The sequence below is a fragment of the Bradyrhizobium sp. ISRA464 genome, assembly GCF_029910095.1.
Classification (GTDB): Bacteria; Pseudomonadota; Alphaproteobacteria; order Rhizobiales; family Xanthobacteraceae; genus Bradyrhizobium.
Genome location: NZ_CP094526.1, coordinates 3387091 through 3411605 on the forward strand (window position 1 = coordinate 3387091; position 24515 = coordinate 3411605).

Consider the following 24515-nt stretch of genomic DNA (forward strand, 5'->3'; position numbering starts at 1 on the left):
CATGTCTGCAGAAGACTGGCTGAAGAGTTCGATCATGGCGAAGCGGGCCGTCGCCAAGGGCGCGACGGGCACGACCCATAGTCTGACCATCGAGCAACAGGGCGGCCTCCACTATGTCTACGGTCCCTACGCGAAGCCGACGCTGTCGATCGATCCAGGCGGCGTGGTCGTCGTCGAGACCGAGGACGCCTTCGGCGGCGTGCTGACCAGCGAGAGCGACAGCCCCACCGCCAAGCTCAACTTCCCTTACCTCAATCCGCAATGCGGGCCGATCGCGGTCAAGGGCGCCAAGAAGGGCGATTGCCTTGCCGTCTATATCATGGACGTCGAGACGCGCGGCGCGCAGCCGGCTGGAACGACCTGCATCATCCCGGAGTTCGGCGGGCTGGTCGGGACCGCCTCCACGGCGATGCTTAATCCGCCGCTGCCCGAGCGGGTGAAGAAGCTGCATGTCGACCGCAATGGCGTGCGCTGGAACGACAAGATCACGCTGCCCTACGAGCCCTTCATCGGCACGATCGGCGTGTCGCCCGAGATCGAGGCGATCTCCTCGCTGCAGCCCGACTACCACGGCGGCAACATGGATCTGCCGGACGTGGCACCCGGGGCCATCCTCTATCTGCCGGTCCACGCCGAAGGCGGGCTGCTCTATGTCGGCGATTGCCACGCGACGCAGGGCGACGGCGAGCTCTCCGGCGTCGCGCTCGAGCAGCGCGCGACGGTGACGCTCCAGGTCGATCTGATCAAGAACTGGAGCTTCGCCTGGCCGCGGCTCGAGACCCGTGACTTCATCATGACGATCGGCAGCGCGCGCCCGCTCGAGGACGCAGCCCGCATCGCCTATCGCGAGCTCGTGCGCTGGATGAGCGCCGACTACGGCTTCGACGAGATCGACGCGTACATGCTGCTCAGCCAGGCCGGCCGCATGCGGCTCGGCAACATGGTCGACCCGAAATACACGATGGGGGCGTCGATCCTGAAGAATTATCTCAAGACGTGACTTTCACAACTTTCAAGGACAGGGGACATCGCCATGATTTTGGGACGTAGGTGTGGGACTGCTTTGCTCGGCGCAATTGTCGCGGTGGCGGCACTGAGTGTTGCTCACGCGGCCGAGCCGCCGCTGAAGGTCGGCCTGCTCGAGGACGTCTCCGGCGACCTCGCATTCATGGGCATGCCGAAGCTGCACGGCTCGCAGCTCGCGGTCGAGGAAATCAACAAGAGCGGCGGCATTCTCGGGCGCCGGATCGAGCTGATCCATCTCGATCCGCAGGGCGACAATGCCCGCTATCAGGAGTTCGGCCGCCGGCTGCTCAATCGCGACAAGGTCGACGTTCTCATCGGTGGCATCACCTCGGCCTCGCGCGAGGCGCTGCGTCCGATCGTCGATCGCACCACCACGCCGTATTTCTACACGAACCAGTATGAAGGCGGCGTCTGCGATGCCAACATGATCAGCATGGGCGCGGTGCCCGAGCAGCAGTTCTCGACCCTGATCCCCTGGATGGTCGAGAAGTTCGGCAAGAAGGTCTACGTCATCGCCGCCGATTATAATTTCGGCCAGATCTCGGCGGAGTGGAACCGCAAGATCATGAAGGATCTCGGCGGCGAGGTCGTGGGCGAGGAGTTCATCCCGCTCGGCGTCTCGCAATTCGCGCAAACGATTCAGAACATCCAGAAGGCGAAACCCGATTGGCTGCTGACCATCAATGTCGGAGCCGCGCAGGACTCGTTCTTCGAGCAGGCCGCCGCGGCCAACCTCAATTTGCCGATGGGCTCCTCGATCAAGATCATGCTCGGCTTCGAGCACAAGCGGTTCAAGCCGCCGGCGCTCAACAACATGCATGCGACCGCGAACTGGTTCGAGGAGATCGACACCCCCGAAGCCAACGACTTCAAAAAGCGCTGGCACGCCAAGTTCCCCGACGAGCTCTACATCAACGACATGGGCTACAACGCCTACAACGCGCTCTACATGTACAAGGCGCTGGTCGAGAAGGCGAAGTCGACCAAGCTCGAGGACCTGCGCAAGGTGATCGCGACCGGCGCTGCCTGCATCGATGCGCCCGAAGGCAAGGTCTGCATCGATCCGAAGAGCCAGCACACGTCGCACCGCATGCGCCTGATTTCGGTCGGCCTCAAGCACGAGGTCACGGTTGAGAAGGACTACGGAACGATCCAGCCGTACTGGCTTGGCGAGATCGGCTGCGATCTCACCAAGAAGAACGACAAGGATCAGTACACGCCGAGCCATCTTCCCAGCAAGTCGTGACGTGCGCGGGGCACGAATCTTGCTCGTGTGAACACGTGGAGGCGTTCCGCCTCACCGGCGTCGCAACGATGCGGCGCCGCGATCAGGGAGGCCAGGATGTCGGCTGAACTCTTCTCGCTGTTCTATCAGTTCGCCGACGTCTTCGCGTTCCTGATCCTGTCGGCCGCGGGCCTTGCCATCGTGTTCGGCATGATGGGCGTCATCAACATGGCGCATGGCGAATTCATCATGTGCGGCGCCTATGTGACCGTCGGACTGGTGAATCTCGGCGTGCCGCTTCCGATCGCGCAGATCCTCGCCGCGGTGACGGCGGGGCTCATCGGCGTCGTCGTCGAGTTCCTGATCGTGCGGCGCTTCTACAAGCGTCCGCTCGATTCCCTGCTTGCCACGTGGGGTCTCAGCCTGATCGTGACGCAGTCGATGCTGCTGATCGTCGGCTCCGCGGTGCGAGGCATCGGGACCCCCGAAGGGAGCTTTGCGATCGGTGAGTATACGTTCTCGACCTACCGGCTCGTGCTGTTCGGATGTGCGGTAGCGGTGCTCATCGGTCTCTACATCATCTTCATGAAGACACGCTTCGGCGTGATCGCACGGGCGACGATGCAGAACGCGGCGATGGCGAAGGCGCTGGGCGCCCGGACGGGCCGGATCTATGTGGTCAGCTTCGGCATCGGCACGGGGCTGGCGGGCCTCTGCGGCGCGCTGTATGCGCCGACCATGACGCTGATCCCGACGATGGGCGCGACCTTCGTGGTGGAGAGTTTCGTCACCGTCGTGATCGGCGGCGCCAATGTGCTGCTCGGAACGGCGCCGGCGGCGGTGTTCCTGGCGATGATCCGGATGACGCTGAACGCGAGCTACGGCCAGATCATCGGGCAGATCGGCATGCTGTTTGCAGTCATCCTAGTCATTCGTGTCCTGCCCGAAGGACTGTCCAGCGTGCTGGTGCGTCGTGGGCGCTAGAGCATGATCCGGAAAAGTGTGAAGCGGTTTTCTGCAAGGATCATGCTCAAACAAAGAGGCGAGACGGTGATGCGATCGCAGTCGACCGTATCACCGTCGAAGCGAGGATCCCTGATGTTCAAGCTGCTCGACGGTCCGCAGACGCTCGGACGAGGCAAGATCTTCTGGTCCTGCTTCCTTGCCGTGCTGGCATGCGCGCTGATCTATCCGCTGTTTGCCGACTCCTATGATGTCGGCAACTTCGCCTATTTCCTGATCTGGATCTTCATGGCGCTCGGCCTCTGCCTGATGTGGGGCTATGGCGGCATGCTGTCGTTCGGCCAGACCTTCTTCTTCGGCATCGCCGGCTACGGCTATGGCGTGCTCGCGATCAACATGGGCGGCGGGACGACGACGATCGCAGCGCTCGTTCTCTCCGTGCTCATCGCGATGGTCGCGGCCGGGATCCTCGGCTACTTCATGATCTGGGGCGGCATCAGCGGCATCTTCTTCGGCATCGTGACGCTGTCGGCGACGCTGGTGCTTGCGTTCTTCCTCGGGCAGACGGCCGGGCCGGAATGGCATATCGGCCCGGCGCGGCTGAACGGCTTCAATGGCATGAAGGGCATGGACCCGCTGGCAATCGGTGACTTCTACATCGAAGGATCGGCGCTCTATTACATTATGATCGCGCTGATCGTGATCGTTTATTTCGCGCTGCGCATGCTGGTGAACTCGAGCGTCGGCAACGTGATCGTCGCCACGCGGGAAAATCCGCAGCGCGCCGAGATGCTCGGCTACGACGTGCGCAAATACCAGCTCCTGACCTTCGTGATCGGCAGCGGTCTCGCTGGGCTCAGCGGTGCGCTGTACACCTCCTGGGGACAGTTCATCACCCCATCGAGCATTGGCCTTCCGGCGGCGGCGATGCCGATCGTGTGGGTCGCGTTCTCCGGGCGCAGCGATCTGACCGCGACGCTTGTCGGATCATTCCTGCTGCTGTTCGGCTTCCAGACCATCACGGTCTACAGTCAGCAGGCAGCGCTGGTGCTGATGGGGGCGCTTCTGCTCGCGACCGTGATGCTGGCGCCGCAGGGCTTTGTGCTCGGCATCGGCAAGCTCGTTGTCGACTGGTGGACCAGGCGTCAGCGGCGCGAGCCGGCGTCCACGTTGGCCGACGCCGGCCGCCTGCAATCGGATGAGACTTGACCATGACACTCGTCGATGTGAAAGGCGTCTCCAAGCGCTTCGGTGGATTGACCGCCGTTTCCGACGTCGATCTGACGGTCAATGCCGGCGAGGTTCACTGCCTGATCGGGCCCAATGGGGCAGGGAAGAGCACCTTGTTCAAGCTGATCGTCGGGCTCTACCCGCCGACCAAGGGCAGCATCTTCTTCGATTCCGTCGATATTACCAATGAGCGGCCCTATGCGCGGGTGCAGCGAGGCATGAGCATCAAGATGCAGGCGCCGAGCGTCTTCAAGGAGCTGCCGGTGCGCCAGAATATCCAGATCGCGCTCCAGGAGCGTCTTTCCGGCGCCGAACGCGGCACGGAAGAGGAGCGGCTGCTGACGCTGCTCAACCTGGCGGCGGACAGCGGGAAGCTGGCCGGTGAGCTGTCGCACGGCCAGCAGCAATGGCTCGAGATCGGGATGGCATTGGCGCTGCGGCCGCAGCTCCTGCTGCTGGACGAGCCGACCGCCGGCATGTCGCCGGAGGAGACCTACAAGACCGGCGAGCTGATCAAGTCGTTCAATGCCGAGGGCATGACGGTTCTCGTGGTCGAGCATGATATGGCCTTCGTGCGCCAGGTCGCGCAGCGCGTCACGGTGCTGCACCTCGGCAGGATCTTCGCGCGCGGCAGCCTCGATGCGATCCTGCAAGACGAGAAGGTCGCCGACATCTATCTGGGTCAGGGCCATGCCCACTGAGCGCATTCTGGATGTGTCGGGACTGTGGGCGGGCTACGGCGCGACGCCGATCCTGCAGAGCGTCAACATGTCGGTCTCGCGCGGCGAGATCGTCGGCGTCATCGGCCGCAACGGCGTCGGCAAGTCGACCCTGATGCGATGCCTCATCGGTTTGCTGCAGACCTGGCGCGGCACGATCACCTTCATGGAGCAGGATGTGACCCAGCTCGAGGCCGATGCAAGGGCGCGTGCCGGCTTCGGCTATATCCCGCAGGGCCGCGACGTCTTCCCGCAAATGAGCGTCGAGGAGAACCTGCAGGTCGGCGAACTGATCGGCGGACCTGACGGCAAGAAGCTACCGGAGCTGGTCTACGAGTATTTTCCGCGATTGAAGGAGCGCCGGCGTCAGATCGCGGGCACCATGTCGGGCGGCGAGCAGCAGCAGCTCGCCATTGGGCGTGCGTTGATCGGCAATCCGACCCTGATGATCCTCGACGAGCCGTCCGAAGGTATCCAGCCGTCGATCGTGCAGCATATTTGCGAGGCACTGAAATCCTTCCGCGACGAGCTCGGGACGACGATCATCTTCGTCGAGCAGAACCTCGACACGATCCTGGCAATCGCCCAGCGCTGCTACATCATGGAGAAAGGCAAGATCACCCGATCACTGGCTGGAGAGGACGTCAACGCGGACAATGTCCGCGCGCAATTGTTGCTTTGATCAGCGGGCCAGGAAGCGTTCTGCAATCAATAATGAGGGAGGGAATGACAGATGGATCTGGGACTTAAGGGAGCAAAGGTTCTTGTCACCGGCAGCACCAGGGGGATCGGCAGGGCAATTGCCGACACCTTCGCTGCCGAAGGCGCCAATGTCGGAATTTGCGCGCGCAAGCAGGCCGATGTGGACAGCGCGGTTGCCGCGATCAAGGCCAAGGGCGTTGCAGCGTTCGGCAGCGCCGTCGATGTCTCGAACGGTGCCGCGCTCAAGGCGTGGGTCGCTGACATGGCATCCAAGCTCGGCAGCATCGATGTGGTGGTCGCCAATGTCAGCGCGTTGTCGATCGGGCAGGACGAGGAGAGCTGGGAGAAGGAGTTCTCCACCGACATGATGGGGACGGTGCGTCTGGTCAATGCGGCGATGCCCTATTTGGAAAAGAGCGCGGCGGCGGCGATCGTGACCATCTCCAGCGTCTCGGGGCGTGAAGTCGATTTTGCCAGCGGCCCTTACGGCACCTTCAAGGCGGCGATCATCCACTACACACAGGGGCTGGCCTACCAACTCGCCGCCAAGGGCATACGGGCGAACTCGGTGTCGCCGGGCAACACCTATTTCGAAGGTGGCGTCTGGAACATGATCAAGGACAACAATCCCGAGCTGTACAGGTCAGCGCTGGCGCTCAACCCGACCGGCCGCATGGGCACGCCGCAGGAGATGGCGAACGCCGCCGTGTTTCTTGCAAGCCGCGCGGCAAGCTTCATCACGGGGACGAACCTGGTGGTGGACGGTGCCTTGACGCGCGGCGTCCAGTTCTAGGCGCTGAGCAGGCAGCGAAGGCATGAAACCGCGCCGCCCGCGGCACCGATCCGGGCAATCATTTCGATAACAACAGGGCGTCAGATGTCAGCGGATCCGTTGCACTACAAGTCCATCACTGAAATCGCCGAACTGCTTCGCCGCAGGGAGGCGCGTCCTTCGGAGATCACCGAGGAAATCCTGAACCGGGTCGCACGGCTCGACGGGAAGTTTCACGGCTATGCCTTGGTCCTCGCGGAGCGGGCCATGGCGCAGGCAAGGCGCTACGATGACGAGATCGCCAAAGGCATCTGGCGCGGCCCGCTTCACGGCGTCCCGATCGGGCTGAAGGACCTCTGCTACACGACGTTCGCGCCGACCGCGGGCGGCACCACGATCCATGCCAAGTTCGTGCCGTCCTTCAATGCGACGATCGTGGATCGGCTGGAGCGTGCCGGCGCGGTGACGCTCGGCAAGCTCAAGATGACGGAAGGCGCCTATACGAGCCATCACCCCGATAATCAGGCGCCGCTCAATCCGTGGAATACGAATTATTGGGTCGGCTCCTCGTCGACCGGGTCGGGCGTGGCAACCTCGGCGGGGCTCTGCTACGGCGCGATCGGCAGCGACACCGGAGGTTCGATCAGGTTTCCGTCGGCGACCTGCGGGTTGACCGGGATCAAGCCGACCTGGGGGCGGGTCAGCCGGCACGGCATTTTTTCGCTGGCGGGTTCGCTCGATCATGTCGGGCCGATGTGCCGGAGCGCGGCGGATGCCGGGGCAATGCTCGGCGTCATCGCAGGCGCCGATGTCAATGATCCGACCGCCCTGCGGGCAGCCGTGCCGAACTATCTGGCCGGAATTGGAGACGGCATCCGCGGCCTGAGGATCGGGGTGGACCGCAGATACACCCAGGACGGGATCGACCCGCAAGTCGTCGTCGCCCTGCTGGAAGCCGAGCGCGCCCTTGCTGATCTCGGCGCTGAGATCCGCGAGGTTAAATTCCCTTCCTACGAGAAGCTCGTCAGCATGTGGATTCCGATGTGCTCGGTGGAGACAGCGGAAGCACATCTCGAAACCTATCCGGCGCGCAAGTTGGAGTATGGCCCGGACCTCGCGCTGCTGATCGAGCAGGGCAGATCTGTCAGTGGTGTGGAGATCGCTGCCATTCATCACGAGCGGCTCATATTCTCCGGCAGCCTTGCCGCATTGTTTTCGGACATCGACCTGCTGCTCGTCCCGACCATGCCGGTCCCGATACCGACGCTTGCGAAGATGAGCGAATATGGCGCCGATCCAAGCATATTGCTCAGCATCCTGCGCTTCACCGCCGTCTTCGACTTCAGCGGCAGCCCGACGATCACCCTGCCGATGGGGATGGCATCGGATCACATGCCGTTGAGCATGCAACTGGTCGGGCCGCATCTGTCCGAGGATGTCCTTGCGCGCGCCGGTCATGCCTTCCAGTCGGCGACGGACTGGCATACGCGGCGGCCTCCGGTCGACTGAGATCTGTGATCAGAGCTGCACGGCGATCGGGCCAGCTTGCTGGCCGGTCGATCGGGCGAGCGGGATAGAGAGAGCGCGGCGCGCAAATCGCTCCCCGCGGCGGGGACTATTTGGCTGGAGTCGGGATTATCCTTTATGAGCGACGAGAAGAGCGACGCGCATGGATCTGGTCGGGGCCTGAGACCGGATCGCCCGCGCGCGGCCGACAAGCTTTCGGCGAGAGATTCTGCTAGCATTACAGTTGTAATTTTTGCTTGAGATGCGCTTTGCGCGCGTTGGCTTGATGAGCCCTGCGCCAGGATGACCATGCGAGGATGTGGGCATGCGGGATGCGCCGCTGGGCGAGCTTCATGGCGATGCGGCGGATTTCCGGGATCGACCAGCGGATCAAGAACGATGCTTCGGTCGGGGCCGCGGTCGCGTTTTTTTAAGCAATGCTCCGGTGTTGGCCCGATGACGGATGACGGCCATCGTGGCGAAGGCAAGCATGACCAGTGAGACATGGCGATGCCAGCCATGCCAGGAGCGGGTTTCGTTGTGATCAAGACCGAGCTCGTTCTTGGCGGTTTCGAAGCTGTCTTCGATGGCCCAGCGATGGCCTTCCACGGATACCAGCTTCTGCATGGACGTGCCCTTGGGGCACCATGTGGAGAAGAAGGCTAAGCTGTTGTCGGCAATATTGCGGCGGATCAGAAGACCTCGGGTCCATTCCCCGGCAAGGTCGTCGTTGTATTCGCCGGCGTCGAGATCGGCCAGCTCAAGATAGGCCCAGTCGTGCCAGCGCGGACCTTTGGTTCCTTCGCCGGACGGCAGGCGGCGCCAGGCCTTCTTGGGAAGGCTCTGCGCGATCGTAGAGGCAGTGCCGGCGACAGGCTGCTGCTTGCCCCAGGAATAGAACACGTGATTGGAAGCAACCCCCAGAACATAGCCTTTGCCCGCCTTGCGCAGCAGGGTTTCGATCGCTCCCGTGCCATACACGCTGTCCGCTGCTACGAACGAGAACGGCACCTTTGCGGCGATCGCGCGAGCGATCATTTGATGCGCGATCCGGGGCTTCGTCGCAAAGCTCACATCGCTCGGGACATGTGCGGCCTTCAGGCGAGCGGGTTCGTCCGTCCATTCCTTTGGCAGGTAGAGCGCCCGATCGATGAAGGCATGGCCATGCCGCGACACATAGGAGGCAAACACTCCGATCTGGCAATTGGTGATCTTGCCCGCCGAGCCAGTGTACTGGCGCGCGACCCCACACGAGGCCTTGCCCTGTTTCAAAAAGCCGGTCTCATCGATGACCAGAACCGCGTCCTCGTCACCCAGCGTTTCCAGCGCGTACTCACGTACAATATCGCGCAGCGCGTCGGCATCCCACTGCCCCCGACCCAGAATCGCCTGCTGGCGCCACGGGCCTGGATCGCCAGCCGCTTCCGCCCGCATCCAACCCGTCTTGCGCGGCTCGTTGCCCAACAGTCCGTCGAGAAATTGCCCCGCCGAGGCCGCGACCCGCTCTTGCGTAAACAGCGGACGGATGCGTTGCTTGGCATCTCGCAACGACGAAGCCCACAGCGTCAGCGTATCCTCAACCGACGCGCCACCAATCATCAGATCCCGAATCATGGTCGCCCATAGATTCAGAACCTTCAGGAAGATGCAACTGTAATGCTAGGCGACGCGATCGTCGCGTCATCATCGCTTGAAAGGTTGCCATGCCGAAGGTCGACATCGCTCATGTGCCGGAGCGCAAGGGATCCGGTTATCCCACAGAGTTCGCCGCGCCGAGCGCGGAGCGGGCGCGGCAGCGGCTCGGCGACGCGGGTGGGCTCACTGATTTCGGCGTCAATCTCATGCGCCTGCCGCCGGGAGGCTGGTCGAGCCAGCGCCACTGGCATTCCGACGAAGACGAGTTCGTCTACGTGCTCGCGGGCGAGCTGACGCTGATCGAGGACCGCGGCGAGCGGTGCTGCGCGCCGGCGATTGCGCGGCGTTTGCAAAGAACTCCGGCAACGGGCATCATTTGATCAACCGGTCGGGGACGAAAGCGATCTATCTCGAGGTCGGCTCGCGATCGCCGAATGACGTCATCACCTGCTCCGACATCGACATGATAAGCCCGAGCTCCGATGGCCGGCTCCTGCACAAGGACGGCACGCGCTACGGCTAGATCCCGAGCCAGCGGACAACAGAGGCAGCCGCCGCGACGTCAAATCGGGCGTTGCGGAATGGTCGGCGCAGCACCAATTTTCAGGGTGTGCTGGTGTTCGGATGGTTCTCATGACGGAGTGGTACTTCGTTTGGATCGACGGTCCGCGCGGACCCGAGCCGCAGAAATGGTCGTCGGAGGGGCTGTGGGGGCAGCTCGGCCGCCAGGACATCATTGTCCGCTTTCCGTTGAGCGAGCGGGAGGCTGATCTGCCGCTCGACCAGCTGGCAAGGCTGCACCCCATTCCCCGCTGAACGGCGCCGTTGTCGCCCTTAGACGACGAGCCGTCCCTCGCGCTCCGCGACGGTCAGACGCGCTTCAGGCCCTGCTGGTTCAACGCCCGAAGACGGAAAGCGAGCCGTTTCCAGGGTCTTGGGCCTTGCCTGGCGGGTTCGTCGATATCGCCGGCGATCGCGACCTGGAGGCCTGCGCGGTGCGGAAGCTGAAGGACAAGACCGGCGTCGTCAGTCCCTATCTGGAGCAGCTCGGGAGCTGGGGCAGCGCCACGAGGGATCCGCGCGGCTGGTCGGCCACCCACGCCTATTTCGCGCTGCTGCCCGAGCAGGCGGCGGGCCGTGTATTGGCGGCGACGCGCAGTGGTTCGCGGTCGATGGCGAAAAGGTCAAGCCGCGGCTTGCCCTCGACCATGCCGAGGTTCTGCAGGCCGCGGTCCAGCGTCTGCGCAGCAAGGTCGAATACACCTCGCTGCCGGCCTATCTGATGCCGGCCGAATTCACGCTGCCGGAATTGCAGCGCACCTTCGAGATCGTGCTCGACCGCCCGCTGGAGAAGAGCGCATTCCGCACCCGCATGCTCGCCGCCGACCTGATCGAGCCGGTCGCCAGGATGCGAAAGGGCTCGAACCGGCCCGCGCAGCTTTATCGATTGAAGAAGGCCAAGGCCCGGGTGTTCTTTGCGCGCACCTTCATCCCGCCGGGTTGACGTCAGACCAAGGGATCGAGCCGGGCGTCGCGACCTCAGTGAGGAACGAGGCAAGGAACGCCTTTGCGAGCACATGGCTGCTCGCGCGCGCCAATAACCTCACGCAGTGCGGCATGCGCGGCATCGCGCTCGACTGGCGGACGTATATCGATGGTCACGCACGAAGGCTAGCACGACCATCGCGTGCATCGAAGTCGCACGGTGAGACTCTTCGGGTTCCGGATCATCAATCGCTGGCAGCGCGCGACGAAGCATGAAACAGTGCTTGTCGGTGGTGGCAGTGGGAGTAAGCTGGATGTCAGCGATGCGGATGCTGCAGTGCGTGGTTGCGTGCAGAACAACAACGATCGCGCTGCCATTATTCTGCCTGATCAGCGCGTTCGGAATTGTGCATGGCGCGGCCGCGCGCGAATCCTTGCAGATCGTGGACGCGCGCGTGCCGGCGGCCGACAAAGAGGGTGGGGACCTTCCCTTGACGATGACGATCAGGAACGAGGCCGACAGCGCCGACGCACTGCTTCGCGTCCGCTGTCCGGTCGCGAATTTTTCCGAGCGTCATACCGTCGACCGCGGCGAAGGCGCGCCCGCCATGCGTTCGATCCCGAACATCCCCGTCCCCGCCAAGGGAACGCTCGAGCTGAAGCGCGACGGCTACCACGTCATGCTGCTCCAGTTGCGTCAGGCGCTCGCGCCCGGCGAGACGTTCAAATGCGCAATCGTTTTTCAGAAAGCTGGAACAATCGAGACGGAGGTGATGGTCCAGAAGTGACCACGGAAGGCGGCGGGCCGACAGTCACCCGCCGGGACTCAAGGCTTCTCACCCGAAAGCCCGTATGTGACGGGCAATCGATCAATGAAGATGCTAGATCCGGAGGAAACAAGTATGACGAGGTTGAATTGGGTTAAATCCCATATGCTCGCAGCGGCGGTAGCATCCGCTGCGACCATCGCCGGCTCTTTCGCGTTCGCGGAAGACGTCAGCCAGGAGCGACTGCTCAATGCTGACAAGGAAGCCGGCAACTGGCTGCACCATCATAAAGACTACTCGGCCAACCGGTTCTCGACCCTAACCGAGATCAATCATGACAACGTCAAGAACCTGAAGGTCGCCTGGACCATGGCGCTCGGTGGCGTCGAGGGCGGCGGAATCTGGTCGCATGGCGGACTGGAAGGGACTCCGATCGTCGAAAACGGATTCATGTACGTCACCGACGGCTGGGGCTCAGTCTACAAGATCGATGCCCATGGTGGCAAAGGCGTGCTGCTCTGGAAGATGGATCCCAAGACCGACCACGATTGGGCCGGCGCAGTCGCGTGCTGCGGCGTCGACAACCGCGGCGTCGCGCTGTGGAGCAACCTCGTCATCTCGCACACGCTCGACGGCCGCCTAATCGCAACCAACAAGGAGACCGGGCAGGTCGTCTGGCAGCGTCAGGTCGCCGATCCCGACAAGGGTGAGGTCATCACCGGTGCGCCGCTGATCGTCAAGGATATGGCGATCACGGGCGTGGCCGGCGCCGAATACGGCATTCGCGGCTGGATCGCTGCGACCGACCTGAAGACCCAGAAGGAGGTCTGGCGGACGCACACGATCCCGGGCAAGGACGATCCCGGCCACGAGACCTGGAAGGACGACAAGAGCGCCGCCGCAACCGGCGGTGGATCCACCTGGGTCACCGGCAGCTACGACCCGTCGACCAACACGATCATCTGGGGCGTCGGCAACCCCGGCCCGGACTGGGATAATGAATACCGGCCCGGCGACAATCTCTATACCGACAGCTCGCTCGCGCTCGATGCCGACACCGGCAAGATCAAGTGGCATTACCAGCACACGCCGAATGATCCCTACGACTATGACAGCGTGGCGGAAAACGTGCTGGCCGATGTTCCCGGCCCGAACAACACGACGCTGAAGCTCGCGCTCGAGGCCGATCGCAACGGCTTCGCCTATGCGATCGACCGCACCACCGGCAAGTTCATCTGGGGCCTGCCGTTCGTGAAGAAGGTGAACTGGACCAAGGGCCTCGATCCGGAGTCGGGCAAGCCGGTGGAGTACGATGCGAAGCAGGGCGTGCAGCGCTATAATGTGTCGGTCACGCCGAGCCGTCAGAACAAGGTGACGGACATCTGCCCCGGCAACATGGGCGGCAAGAACTGGCCGCCGACTGCGTATAATCCGAACCTGAAGCTCTGGTACATCCCCGTCATCGAGAGCTGCAACCGGATCACGGTCGAGGAGATGACGCCGGACAAGTTCAAGCCGCGCGAATTCTTCACCGGTGGTGGACCGAGCCAACCGGTCAAGATCACCGGCAGCGTGACCGCGATCGACGTCACCACCGGCAAGGTGGCGGGGAAGGCGGAGACGCAGTTCCCGAACCTCGGCGGCATCCTGGCGACGCCTGACCTCGTGTTCTCCGGACAGCCGTCTGGCGAGGTGATCGCCTATGACGCGAAGTCCTTGCAGAAGCTCTGGGAGTTCAACACCGGCGGCGGTGTCAACGCGCCGCCGATGACGTTCTCGGTCGACGGCAAGCAGTACGTCGCGATCCTGGTCGGTCTCGGCGGTGCCTGGGACAAGTGGTTCATCGACGCCACGCCCGAGCTGAAGAAGATGCAGCCCGGCTCGATGCTCTACGTGTTCGCCCTTTGACGTCGCAACCGCGGGAGGCTTCCCCCCGAAGCCTCCCGCGTCGATTTGGCCGAGAGAAACAAAGCAAATGAAGCAAACATGGCTGGTTGGCGCGTGGCTTGGCTGCGCGCTCGTGATGGGATTTGTGGAGGCCGCGCATGCGCAGGCGGCAAGCGATCCGACGGATGCAGGCAAGGCGGTGTTCAAGCGGGCAAACTGCATGGGTTGCCACAAGTGGCACGGCAACGGGGGCGGCGGCTATGGTGGCGACGCGCTGTCACTTCGGAAGACCGAGCTGACGCGCGAGCAGATCATCGAGACGGTCAGCTGCGGCCGGCCGGGCACCGGCATGCCATTCTTCGTGCGCGGCGCCTACGACACCACGAAATGCTACGAGATGACGCGCCAGGATGTCGGCGATCGCATGCCGCCGGAAGCCAACGTCTTCCTGCGGCCCAACGAGATCGAGGCCGTCGCCGACTACGTGCTGGCTCATGTCAAGGGCAAGGGCGAGCCGACCTATGACCAATGCATCGCGTTCTTCGGCGAGGGCTCGCGCGTTTGCAACATCTACAAGGAGGCCGGGCACGCCGCCGCGCCGTCCGGTCAGAGCGACAAGGCAAAACCATGAGCAGGCAGCGATCAGCAATCCATGGCCTGGTCTTTGCTGCCACCATCACGGCAGCCGTGCCGGCGATGGCGACCGCGGGAGACCTGCGCGACATCAGTGTCGGCATGGCGATTACCAGCGCGCCCAACGCGGGGTATGTCAACCTGACCTGCGCGGGAAATAAAGCGCACAAGCTGTCGGGCTGGACGCAGTGGTCCGACTGCCCGGCCGGGGCGGACCAGCTGCGCGCGATCCATTTTGAGTACGACCCTGCGACGTCGCGGGAAGGCACGTTGGTGGGCGGCCATCCGGCCATCCTCACCGTCATGATCGATCACGACGCCAAGGTCGCGGCTCTGATGATCGAGACCGATCCGAAGGCGCGACTGTATCTGCGCAAGAAGGCGTTCCTGCTCGGGCTGCAGGCCAAGTCCCGCTACGGTGCGGACGGGTGGACCTGCTCGGAAGCGCAACCGGCGGGCGACAAGCAGGCCATCGGCGGCAGCTTTGTCGACGAGCATTGCAGCAAGACGACCGAGGGCCGATCGATCGAGATCGAGCGGCACCTCTATCGCGAGCCGAACAAGGAGCTCAAGGATTTCACCGACGAGACCCGGATTACAATTCGTCGCGCCGGGTCCTGAGGCGAAGCTAGTCTGCGGCGGGTCTATTCGACCTAAACTCATCCTCGGCTAATGCCGCGCCAGAAGCACCACGATGATCACGGCGAGAATGGCGCACAGCACCTTCCAGAATGTCACGGGATCGCGGTCGTGCAGCGATTTGCGGCTCGCCACCGCGGGCCCGGCCCAGGTGGCGCCGTTTTCCAGCTCATGGGCAAACTCGATGGCATCGCCGTAGCGGTGCGCGGGCTCGACGCTGATCGCCTTGCCGATTACCGCGTCGAGCCAGGCCGGCAGGTCCGGGCGGTAGCGTGACAGGGGCGCGGGCTTGCCGAAGCGCGGCCGCGAGAATGGTTCGATCTCGCCGAACGGATAATTCGCCGTGAACATCCGGTAGACGGTGACGCCGAGCGCAAACAGATCGGACGCTTCGTTGCCCGCCGTGCCGCCGAACAGTTCGGGGGCCATGTAGCTCGCGGTGCCCGGGATGTCCTCGGCCGGAAAATCCTCGAGCAGCGGCACGCGCGCAACCCCGAGGTCGACCAGGCGCAGGCCGCCGTCCTTCAGCAGGATCACATTGTCGGGCTTGATGTCGCGATGGATGATGCCGGCGCGGTGCAGCGCCGTGACCGCGCGCACGAGCTTGGTCGCAATCCCGATCCCCTCGGCGAGCGATAGTCGCGGCGCGCGCTTGAGGCGCTGCTCCAGCGTCTCGCCGTCATAGAGCGGCATCGCCGAATAGAGTCGCGTCTGCCGCTCCGCCGGCAGTTCGATGATCTCGCCGATCCACAGGCTGCGCACCCGCGCGGCAACCCAGGCCTCGCGCACGAAGGCGAGGCGGTAGGAGCCTTCGCCGGCAACGCGCGGGTGGGGAAATTTCAGCACGACTTCGCGGCCGGCCCGCTTGTCGACGGCCCTGAACAGGCGGCTGTAGCGGCCGTCGGACAGAACATCGCCGAGCACGAAATCGTCGATGACGTCGCCTGACGCGGGCAGGTCGAGGATCGGCAGCGCGGCGATCGCATGGGTGAGTTCGTCGCGGTCCGCCGGCGGCAGGTCCACAATGTCGAGCACCAGCGCGGTGGCGTTGTCGCTGCCATCAGCGGCGAGTGCGGCCTCGACAATGGCGCGCGCCGACTCTTCCGGCGGTGTGCGTTGCTCGAGCAATTGCTGGATGCTGACATCGCCGAGCGCTCCGTGCACGCCATCGCTGCAGATGACGAGCCGGTCATGCTGCCGGAGCCCCACGGTCAAGTAGTCGAACCGCGCGAATTCCTCGAAGCCGATGGCGCGGCTGAGCATGTGCGCGAGATCGCCGCGGCCGGCGATGTGATCCTGCGTCAGCCGCTCCAGCCGCCCCTCGCTCAAACGGTAGGCGCGGGTGTCGCCGATATGAATGATGTGACATTGCCGCCGCGACAGCACGATCGACGAGAAAGCGCAGGCCATGCCGCTGCGCGCGGCATCGACGCGGCCCTGGCTGTAGATCCAACCGTTCGCGGCCTCCAGCGCGCGTGCGGCGCGTCGGCGGACGCCGAGCGTCTCCGGCAGGGAATAATAGGCGTCGATGAAGCTGCGGACGGCGACCTCGGCGGCCTCGCGTCCACCCTTGTGGCCGCCGACGCCGTCGGCCACGGCCGCGACCACGTCGGCACTGATGCCGCCCGACCGGCCGAGGCAGGCCGCGACATAGTCCTCATTGGCGGCGCGCTTGCCGGTCTCGCTGGCGAAACCGACGCGAACTCCGAGATCCCGTTGCGAGCCGTTCGCCACGTGCGTTCAACGCCGAATGCATGTGAGACGCGATGGCCGCCCCGCGCGTGTCACCTCTCCCCATTGGGGAGAGGTCGCGCCAAAGGCGCGGGTCAGGGGGCTCGGGTCCCACTCGAGGGCGTAACCCCTCACCCGGATCGCATCTGGCGATGCGATCCGACCTCTCCCCGACGGGGAGAGGTAAACAATTGACGCCGTGGCAATCCGTCCTGAACTCATGTTTCATCCCCGGGCGCGGGGTGGCTTACACGCGCGCCCCCGACACCGCGCCCCAGGTGGTGCGCCAGCGGACCTTGACCATGGCAAGTCCGATGAAGCCAAGCAACGCCAGGACACCGAAGAACAGGAAGCCGGCGCCGAAGCCGCCGGTCATGGCCTTGGCGGTGCCCAGCGTCTGCGCCAGGAAGTAGCCGCCGACGCCGCCGGCACAGCCGACGAGGCCGGTCATCAGGCCGATCTCGTGACGGAAGCGCAGCGGGATCAGCTGGAACACCGCACCGTTGCCCATGCCGAGTGCCAGCACGCCGATCGAGAACAGGAGAACCGAGATCCAGGCGATCCGGGGCATCTGGGTCAGCGCCCAGCCGCTCTGTGCCGGCGCCGTCGGGCCTTCCGGCATGAAGGCGATCACGAGATAGGCGGCGACCACGACGCCGAACAGGATCGACAGCGCCCGGATGCCGCCGATGCGGTCGGCGATCAGGCCGCCGACGGGACGGAAGCCTGATCCGAAGGCGACGATCAAGGCCACCAGCAGGCCCGCCGCGACGCCGGAGACATGATATTGCACCGTGAAATAGAGCGGCAGCGCGTTGGCGAGCCCGACGAAGCCGCCGAAGGTGATGAAGTAGAAGAACATGAACCACCGGCTGTCGGAATCTTTGAGCAACGCGCCATAGGCCTTCAGCGAGATCGGCTTGCGCTCGCCCGGTGCGTCCTTGGCGGCGGCGACGTAATAGGCGAGCACCATCACCATCGGGATCAGAAGGCAGCCGAACACGGCCTGCCAGCCCCAATGTTCGGCAATGCTCGGCGCGAGCAGGGTGTCGAGCACGACACCCATATTGCCGGCGCCGGCAATGCCCATCACGACGCCCTGGTATTGCGGCGGATACCAGCGGCTGGCCTGGGGCAGGGCGACGGCAAACGAGGCGCCGCCGATGCCGAGCACCACGCCGAACAGCTCGATCGCCAGCTTGCTGGTCAAGCCGAACTGCCAAACCGCAATCGTCGCGGCAATCACGACGAGCTGGGCGATGATGCCGGTGCGCTTGGCGCCGATGACGTCGGCGAGCAGGCCCATCGGCACCCGCAGCAGCGCGCCGGCCAGCACGGGAATCGCAACCAGCGTGAACTTCTCGTTCACGGCCAGGTGCATGTCGCGCGCGATATAGACGATCAGCGGGCCGAGCGAGACCCACGCCATGAAACTGATATCGAAGTACAGGAAAGCGGCCAGCAGCGTCGGCCAGTGACCCGCCTTCCTGAATTCAGCAAACTTCATTTGCAAAGCCTCGCGGTGCTGCGGCGAAGGCAGCCGCGCAGTCGCGACCGGCCTTGGCGCAAACGGACAGAATGGAGTGAAGGACGAGAGCGCTCGTCGTTGAGACGTTCCCAATCAGCAAGGACTTCAGCAATAACCGTGCCATCGAAATCGACCGCGGTGCTTCGTCAGCAAGGCGTTGCCGAGATGTCCCGGATTCGCCCGTGACTCTCCTGATTGCTGCCGCGCGCAGCAGGTGCCGCCGCGCAAACGCGCACGCTGGTGCTTTTTTGAGCGCCGTGCCGGGCATGCGCGATGGCGCGTGAAACTCGTGTCGGCGACCGCACGAACGTTCCTTTTGCTGTCCTGCACAATAGATCATCGGCGTGGCTAAAAAATCGGCCGGTGATCCGCCTCGCACTCGTCCAGGATTTTCGGGGGAGGGCGGAAACGCTTTGATTTCGCTATCGGATTCGGCCGCGCCGACTTGGCACGCGTTTTGAATATCAGTCGGCAAAGGAACATCGATCGTCAGCGACGACGGTCTGCGCCCGCGGCTGGGCTTCCGAACAATCCCAATCTCAATCGACGTTGATCGACGACGCGTGCCGCGTCGCTGCGCAGCGTCGTCGGAATTGAAAGGCAGACCATGCTCGACAAGGTGACGAAGCAAAAGCTGGTTGTGATCGGCAATGGGATGGCCGGCATCCGCACCGTGGAGGCGCTGCTCGAACGCGCGCCCGATCTGTACGACATCACGGTGTTCGGTTCGGAACCCTACGGCAACTACAACCGCATCCTGCTGTCTCCGGTGCTCGCCGGCGAGAAGACCGTCGACGACATCATGCTCAACACCGTCGACTGGTACGAGGACAACAACATCACGCTGCGCAAGGGCGAGACGGTCACCATGATCGATCGTCGCACCTGCGAGGTCGTCACCGAGGCCGGGGATCGCGTTCCCTACGACCGCTTGCTGATCGCGACGGGCTCAAATCCGATCATGCTGCCGCTGCCGGGCAAGGACCTGCCGGGCGTGATCGGCTTCCGCGACATCTACGATGTCGATCGCATGATCAAGGCCTCGACCACCTATCAAAGCGCGGTCGTGATCGGCGGCGGCCTGCTGGGTCTCGAAGCCGCCAACGGGCTGATGAAGCGCGGCATGAACGTCACGGTCGTGCATCTGCTCGACACGCTGATGGAGCGCCAGCTCGATCCGGTCGCCGGCGGACTGCTGCGCAAGTCGCTGGAAGAGCGCGGCATGGCGTTCAAGATGCCGGCGCAGACGCAGGCGATCCTGGGCGAGGACCGCGTCACCGGCGTCCGCTTCGCCGACGGTACCGAGCTCCCGGCCGATCTCGTGGTGATGGCGGTCGGTATCCGTCCGAACTTCGAGCTCGCGAAGAAGGCAGGGCTTTATTGCGAGCGGGGCATCGTCGTCTCCGACACCATGCAGACCTATGACGGCCGCATCTATGCGGTCGGCGAATGCGTGCAGCACCGCCGCCAGACCTACGGTCTCGTCGCGCCGCTGTTCGACCAGGCCAAGGTCTGCGCCAACCACCTCGCGATGAAGGGCTTTGCCACCTATGACGGCTCGGTCACCTCGACCAAGCTGAAGGTCACCGGCATCGACCTGTTCTCGGCCGGCGACTTCGCGCCGGGGCCGGACAAGGAGGAGATCGTGCTGCAGGACGCCAATCGCGGCGTCTACAAGCGCATCATCCTGAAGGACAAGAAGATCGTCGGCGCCGTGCTCTATGGCGACACCATCGACGGTCCCTGGTACTTCCAGCATCTGCGCGACGGCACCGACGTCTCGCATATGCGCGAGCGCCTGGTGTTCGGCGCGGCCAATCTCGGCGACGGCGGCGTCAGCGGCCAGAGCTCGGTTGCCGCGATGAGCGACGAGACCGAGATCTGCGGTTGCAACGGCGTCTGCAAGGGCGCGATCGTCAAGGCGATCACCGACAAGAAGCTGTTCACGCTCGACGATGTCCGCGCCCATACCAAGGCATCGTCGTCCTGCGGCTCCTGCACCGGCTTGGTCGAACAGGTGCTGGCGTTCACGCTGGGCGGCGACTACTCGGCGGCGCCGAAGGTCAAGCCGCTGTGCAAATGCACCGATCACAGCCACGACGACGTTCGCCGCGTCATCGTCGAGCAGCAGCTCAAGACCATCCCCGCCGTGATGCGCTTCATGGAATGGAAGACGCTGAACGGCTGCCATTCCTGCCGCCCGGCGCTGAACTACTATCTGCTCGCGACCTGGCCCGGCGAGTATCGCGACGACCAGCAGTCGCGCTTCATCAACGAGCGCGTCCACGCCAACATCCAGAAGGACGGCACCTATTCGGTGGTGCCGCGGATGTGGGGCGGCGTCACCACGCCAAGCGAGCTGCGCGCCATTGCCGACGTCGCCGAGAAGTTCAACATCCCGACGGTGAAGGTCACCGGCGGCCAGCGCATCGATCTGCTTGGCGTCAAGAAGGAAGACCTGCCGGCGGTGTGGGCTGACCTCAACGATGCCGGCATGGTGTCGGGCCACGCCTACGCCAAGGGGCTGCGCACGGTGAAGACCTGCGTCGGCTCGGAATGGTGCCGCTTCGGCACTCAGGACTCCACCGGCCTCGGCATCAAGCTCGAGAAGTTCATGTGGGGCTCGTGGACGCCGGCCAAGGTCAAGCTCGCGGTGTCCGGCTGTCCGCGCAACTGCGCGGAGGCGACCTGCAAGGACGTCGGCGTGGTCTGTGTCGACTCCGGCTACGAGATCCATTTCGCCGGCGCGGCCGGACTGCACATCAAGGGCACCGAGTTCCTGACCAAGGTCGAGACCGAGGACGAGGCGCTCGAGGTGATCGTGGCCCTGACCCAGCTCTACCGCGAGGAGGGCTGGTATCTCGAGCGGATGTACAAATGGTGCGACCGCGTCGGGCTCGATCAGATCAGGAAGCGCGTCGTCGACGACGTCACGAACCGCAAGGCGCTGTTCGGACGCTTCGCCTATTCGCAGCAGTTCGCGCAGACCGACCCGTGGGCCGAACGCGCCAGCCGCGGCGTCGACCGCAATGAATTCGCACCGCTTGCCGAATTGGAGATCGCATGACCGGCTGGATTGAAATCGGCGCGCTGGACGAGATTCCGCGGCTCGGCTCGCGTGTCGTCCGCACGCCTCACGGCAACATCGCGGTGTTCCGCACCGAGAGCGACGAGGTGTTCGCGCTCGACGACCGCTGCCCGCACAAGGGCGGGCCGCTGTCGCAGGGCATCGTGCACAACAAGCGGGTGACCTGTCCGCTGCACAATTTCGTCATCGAGCTGGCGAGCGGCCAGGCGGTCGCACCCGACGAGGGCTGCACGCACACGCATCCGGCCAAGGTCGAGAACGGCGTGGTGTGGCTGTCGGTTCGGCAGACGGTGCCGGTGAGCTGAGCGACAGGCGATGTCGGTCAAGACCACGTGCCCCTATTGCGGCGTCGGCTGTGGCGTCGTCGCGAGCAAGGATGCGGACGGCAGCGTCCGCGTCGAGGGGGACCGGCAGCATCCGGCGAATTTCGGCCGCCTCTGCAGCAAGGGCTCGGCGCTTGCCGAGACCATCGGTCTTGAGGGACGGCTGCTCGAGCCGATGATCGGCGGCGCGCCGGCCCACTGGGACGATGCGCTCGATCATGTCGCCGACGGCTTCAGCCGGATCATCCGGGAGCACGGGCCCGATGCGGTGGCGTTCTACGTCTCGGGCCAGCTCCTGACCGAGGACTATTACGTCATCAACAAGCTCGCGAAGGGTTTTGTCGGCACCGCCAACATCGACACCAATTCGCGGCTCTGCATGGCCTCGAGCGTCGCCGGGCACAAGCGCGCGTTCGGCAGCGACACCGTGCCGGGCTGTTACGAGGATCTCGAGCAGGCCGATCTCTTGGTGCTGGTCGGCTCCAACGCGGCGTGGTGCCATCCGATCCTGTATCAGCGCATGCTGGCGGCCAAGGAGAAGAACCCGGCCTGCAAGATCGTGGTGATCGATCCGCGCCGCACCGCGACCTGCGAGGGCGCCGATCTGCATCTGCCGCTGCGCTCGGGCAGCGACTCCGTGCTGTTCAACGGGCTGTTTGCGTTCCTGGCCGGCAGCAATGCGGTCGATCGCGCCTTTGTCGGCAATTGCACGACGGGCATCGTCGACGCCCTCAAGCAGGTGGCCGGCCAGACCCTGGCGCAGACCGCCGCGACCTGCGGCCTGACTGAAGGCGCGGTCGGGCTGTTCTTCGACTGGTTCACCAGGACCGAGCGCGTCGTCACGCTCTATTCGCAAGGCGTCAACCAGTCGAGCAGCGGTGTCGACAAGGTCAATGCCATCATCAATTGCCATCTCCTGACCGGGCGCATCGGCCGTCCCGGCATGGGGCCGTTCTCGCTCACCGGCCAGCCCAACGCGATGGGCGGCCGCGAAGTCGGCGGACTTGCCAACCAGCTTGCCGCGCATATGGAGCTCGAGAAGCCCGAGCACCGCGACCGGGTGCAGCGGTTCTGGCGCGCGCCCGTGATCGCGGAGAAGGGCGGGCTGAAGGCGGTCGACATGTTCGACGCCATCGCTGACAAACGCATCAAGGCGGTCTGGATCATCTCGACCAACCCGGTCGTGAGCCTGCCCGATGCGGATCGCGTGCGGGCTGCACTCGAGGCGTGCGAGCTGGTCGTGGTGTCCGACTGCATCCGTGACACCGACACCACGCGCCATGCCGACGTGCTGCTGCCGGCGCTGGCGTGGGGCGAGAAGGACGGCACCGTCACCAATTCCGAGCGCCGAATCTCGCGGCAGCGCCCGTTCCTCGACGCGCCGGGAGAGGCCCGCGCCGACTGGCGCATCATCTGCGACGTCGCCAGCCGGATGGGCTATTCCGGCTTCGACTACGCCTCCGTCGCCGAGGTGTTCCGCGAGCACGCCGCGCTGTCCGGCTTCGAGAATGAAGGGACGCGCGATTTCGACATCTCGGCGCTGTCGACGCTCGATGACAGCGCCTACGACGCGCTGGCGCCGGTGCAGTGGCCGGTGACATCAGACCATCCGGCCGGCACGGCGCGGATGTTCGAGACCCAGACATTCTTCACGCCCGACGGCAAGGCGCGCTTCGTGCCGGTCGCGCCGCGCCCGGCGGGCAACGCGACCAGCCGCGACTATCCGCTGGTGCTCAACACCGGCCGTGTCAGAGACCAGTGGCACACCATGACGCGGACCGGAAAGACGTCGCGGCTGATGTCGCACATCTTCGAGCCCTATGCCGAATTCCACCCCGAGGACGCGCGTCTCGCCGGCCTGCAGCATGAGGGGCTCACGCGGCTGACGAGCCCGTGGGGCGAGATGGTCGCGCGCGTCGTGGTCAGCGCCGACCAGCGCCGCGGCTGCGTGTTCGTGCCAATGCACTGGAACGAGGAGTTCGCCGGCGCAGGACGCGTCAACGCGCTGGTCAATCCGGTGGTCGATCCGTTGTCGGGGCAGCCGGAGTCCAAGCACACGCCGGTCAAGGCCGATCCTTACGCGCCGAAATGGCATGCGTTCATCCTGAGCCGCAACGCGATCAGGCGTCCCGAGACCGGCTATTGGGTTCACGGCCGGGCCGGCGATTGCTGGCGGCTGGAACTGACCGGCGATGCGCGCCCCGAGAGCTGGCGCGACTGGGCGCGGGCGCAGCTCGGCCTCGAGCAGGTCGAGATCGAATGGATCGCCTACCGCGATCCGGCGGCGGGACGCTTCCGCTACGCGGCGGTGCGCGACGGCCGGCTGGAAGGTTGCGTATTCATCGCGCCCGATCACACGCTGCCGTCGCGGGCGTGGCTGGCGGGGCTGTTCGCGGGGACTCAATTGTCGGCCAACGCGCGGATGTCGCTGCTGGCCGGACGGCCGTTCGGGGCAGGCGAGGACAAGGGGCCGATCGTCTGCTCATGCTTCGGCGTCGGGCAGCACCAGATCGCCGACGCGATCCGCAAGGGCGCCGACAGCGTCGAGGCCGTCGGCCGCAGCCTGAAGGCCGGCACCAATTGCGGCGGCTGCAAGCCCGAGATCAGCAAGCTGATCGGCTCAGGCGCGCAACCGCGGCAGGCGATCGCGTCGTAG

At 64.6% G+C, this 24515-nt stretch carries 21 protein-coding genes and 1 pseudogene; 18 read left to right on the forward strand and 4 right to left on the reverse strand.

Annotated elements, in window-relative coordinates:
* The first annotated feature begins 1 nt into the window (after position 1).
* The 8 genes from MTX19_RS15770 (at position 2) to MTX19_RS15805 (ending at position 8146) form a co-directional block, all read left to right on the forward strand.
* Entirely contained in the window at positions 2-1000 is a 999-nt protein-coding gene (locus tag MTX19_RS15770) for an acetamidase/formamidase family protein (RefSeq protein ID WP_280984357.1), read from the forward strand.
* 33 nt (positions 1001-1033) lie between these two features.
* Positions 1034-2272, forward strand: a complete 1239-nt coding sequence (locus MTX19_RS15775; RefSeq protein ID WP_280986052.1) for an urea ABC transporter substrate-binding protein — start codon at positions 1034-1036, stop codon at positions 2270-2272.
* Positions 2273-2368: 96 nt separating this feature from the next.
* Positions 2369-3235 carry a branched-chain amino acid ABC transporter permease gene (locus MTX19_RS15780; RefSeq protein ID WP_280986053.1) on the forward strand — a complete coding sequence of 289 codons (867 nt, stop codon included), beginning with the start codon at positions 2369-2371 and terminating at the stop codon, positions 3233-3235.
* Positions 3236-3349: 114 nt separating this feature from the next.
* On the forward strand, positions 3350-4423 hold the full coding sequence (locus tag MTX19_RS15785) for a branched-chain amino acid ABC transporter permease (protein WP_280984360.1): 1074 nt from the start codon (positions 3350-3352) through the stop codon (positions 4421-4423).
* A 2-nt stretch (positions 4424-4425) separates the two neighbouring features.
* Positions 4426-5145, forward strand: a complete 720-nt coding sequence (locus MTX19_RS15790; protein WP_280984361.1) for an ABC transporter ATP-binding protein — start codon at positions 4426-4428, stop codon at positions 5143-5145.
* Positions 5135-5845 carry an ABC transporter ATP-binding protein gene (locus tag MTX19_RS15795; protein WP_280984362.1) on the forward strand — a complete coding sequence of 237 codons (711 nt, stop codon included), beginning with the start codon at positions 5135-5137 and terminating at the stop codon, positions 5843-5845. The genes MTX19_RS15790 and MTX19_RS15795 overlap by 11 nt, the downstream gene beginning before the upstream one ends.
* A 51-nt stretch (positions 5846-5896) precedes the next feature.
* Positions 5897-6658, forward strand: coding sequence for an SDR family NAD(P)-dependent oxidoreductase (locus MTX19_RS15800; RefSeq protein WP_280986054.1), 762 nt, complete (start codon positions 5897-5899; stop codon positions 6656-6658).
* 84 nt (positions 6659-6742) lie between these two features.
* A complete protein-coding gene (locus MTX19_RS15805; RefSeq protein WP_280984363.1) occupies positions 6743-8146 on the forward strand; it encodes an amidase in 1404 nt (467 codons plus the stop codon).
* 235 nt (positions 8147-8381) lie between these two features.
* Here the strand turns inward: MTX19_RS15805 and MTX19_RS15810 are convergent, their stop codons facing one another.
* Positions 8382-8537 carry a hypothetical protein gene (locus MTX19_RS15810; RefSeq protein WP_280980268.1) on the reverse strand — a complete coding sequence of 52 codons (156 nt, stop codon included), beginning with the start codon at positions 8535-8537 and terminating at the stop codon, positions 8382-8384.
* Entirely contained in the window at positions 8534-9757 is a 1224-nt protein-coding gene (locus MTX19_RS15815) for an IS701 family transposase (protein WP_280985451.1), read from the reverse strand. Before MTX19_RS15815 ends, MTX19_RS15810 begins: the two co-directional genes overlap by 4 nt.
* A gap of 89 nt (positions 9758-9846) precedes the next feature.
* Here MTX19_RS15815 and MTX19_RS15820 point away from each other — a divergent pair.
* The 7 genes and pseudogenes from MTX19_RS15820 to MTX19_RS15855 all read left to right on the forward strand — a co-directional run bounded on the left by MTX19_RS15820 (position 9847) and on the right by MTX19_RS15855 (position 15171).
* Positions 9847-10301: pseudogene (locus MTX19_RS15820) on the forward strand (cupin domain-containing protein).
* 110 nt (positions 10302-10411) lie between these two features.
* Complete coding sequence (locus MTX19_RS15825) at positions 10412-10594, forward strand: hypothetical protein (RefSeq protein WP_280984364.1); 183 nt, start codon at positions 10412-10414, stop codon at positions 10592-10594.
* A gap of 74 nt (positions 10595-10668) precedes the next feature.
* Positions 10669-11061 carry an NUDIX domain-containing protein gene (locus MTX19_RS15830; protein WP_280984806.1) on the forward strand — a complete coding sequence of 131 codons (393 nt, stop codon included), beginning with the start codon at positions 10669-10671 and terminating at the stop codon, positions 11059-11061.
* Between the two features lie 525 nt (positions 11062-11586).
* Entirely contained in the window at positions 11587-12051 is a 465-nt protein-coding gene (locus tag MTX19_RS15840) for a copper chaperone PCu(A)C (RefSeq protein WP_348638298.1), read from the forward strand.
* A gap of 114 nt (positions 12052-12165) precedes the next feature.
* A complete protein-coding gene (locus tag MTX19_RS15845; RefSeq protein WP_280984366.1) occupies positions 12166-13938 on the forward strand; it encodes a PQQ-dependent dehydrogenase, methanol/ethanol family in 1773 nt (590 codons plus the stop codon).
* A gap of 67 nt (positions 13939-14005) precedes the next feature.
* Complete coding sequence (locus MTX19_RS15850; RefSeq protein ID WP_280984367.1) at positions 14006-14548, forward strand: c-type cytochrome; 543 nt, start codon at positions 14006-14008, stop codon at positions 14546-14548.
* A complete protein-coding gene (locus tag MTX19_RS15855) occupies positions 14545-15171 on the forward strand; it encodes a hypothetical protein (RefSeq protein ID WP_280984368.1) in 627 nt (208 codons plus the stop codon). Before MTX19_RS15850 ends, MTX19_RS15855 begins: the two co-directional genes overlap by 4 nt.
* Before the next feature lie 48 nt (positions 15172-15219).
* Here the strand turns inward: MTX19_RS15855 and MTX19_RS15860 are convergent, their stop codons facing one another.
* Together MTX19_RS15860 and MTX19_RS15865 are read right to left on the reverse strand one after the other, a co-directional pair.
* Complete coding sequence (locus MTX19_RS15860) at positions 15220-16923, reverse strand: bifunctional protein-serine/threonine kinase/phosphatase (RefSeq protein ID WP_280984369.1); 1704 nt, start codon at positions 16921-16923, stop codon at positions 15220-15222.
* A 244-nt stretch (positions 16924-17167) separates the two neighbouring features.
* Complete coding sequence (locus tag MTX19_RS15865) at positions 17168-18427, reverse strand: MFS transporter (RefSeq protein ID WP_280984370.1); 1260 nt, start codon at positions 18425-18427, stop codon at positions 17168-17170.
* Between the two features lie 628 nt (positions 18428-19055).
* Here MTX19_RS15865 and nirB point away from each other — a divergent pair.
* From nirB to MTX19_RS15880, 3 genes are read left to right on the forward strand one after another with little or no spacing between them, the layout of a single operon-like run.
* A complete protein-coding gene (gene nirB, locus MTX19_RS15870) occupies positions 19056-21515 on the forward strand; it encodes a nitrite reductase large subunit NirB (protein WP_280984371.1) in 2460 nt (819 codons plus the stop codon).
* Positions 21512-21841 carry a nitrite reductase small subunit NirD gene (nirD, locus tag MTX19_RS15875; RefSeq protein WP_280977320.1) on the forward strand — a complete coding sequence of 110 codons (330 nt, stop codon included), beginning with the start codon at positions 21512-21514 and terminating at the stop codon, positions 21839-21841. Before nirB ends, nirD begins: the two co-directional genes overlap by 4 nt.
* 10 nt (positions 21842-21851) lie before the next feature.
* Positions 21852-24515: a nitrate reductase gene (locus tag MTX19_RS15880; RefSeq protein ID WP_280984372.1), complete on the forward strand. Its 2664-nt coding sequence runs from the start codon at positions 21852-21854 to the stop codon at positions 24513-24515.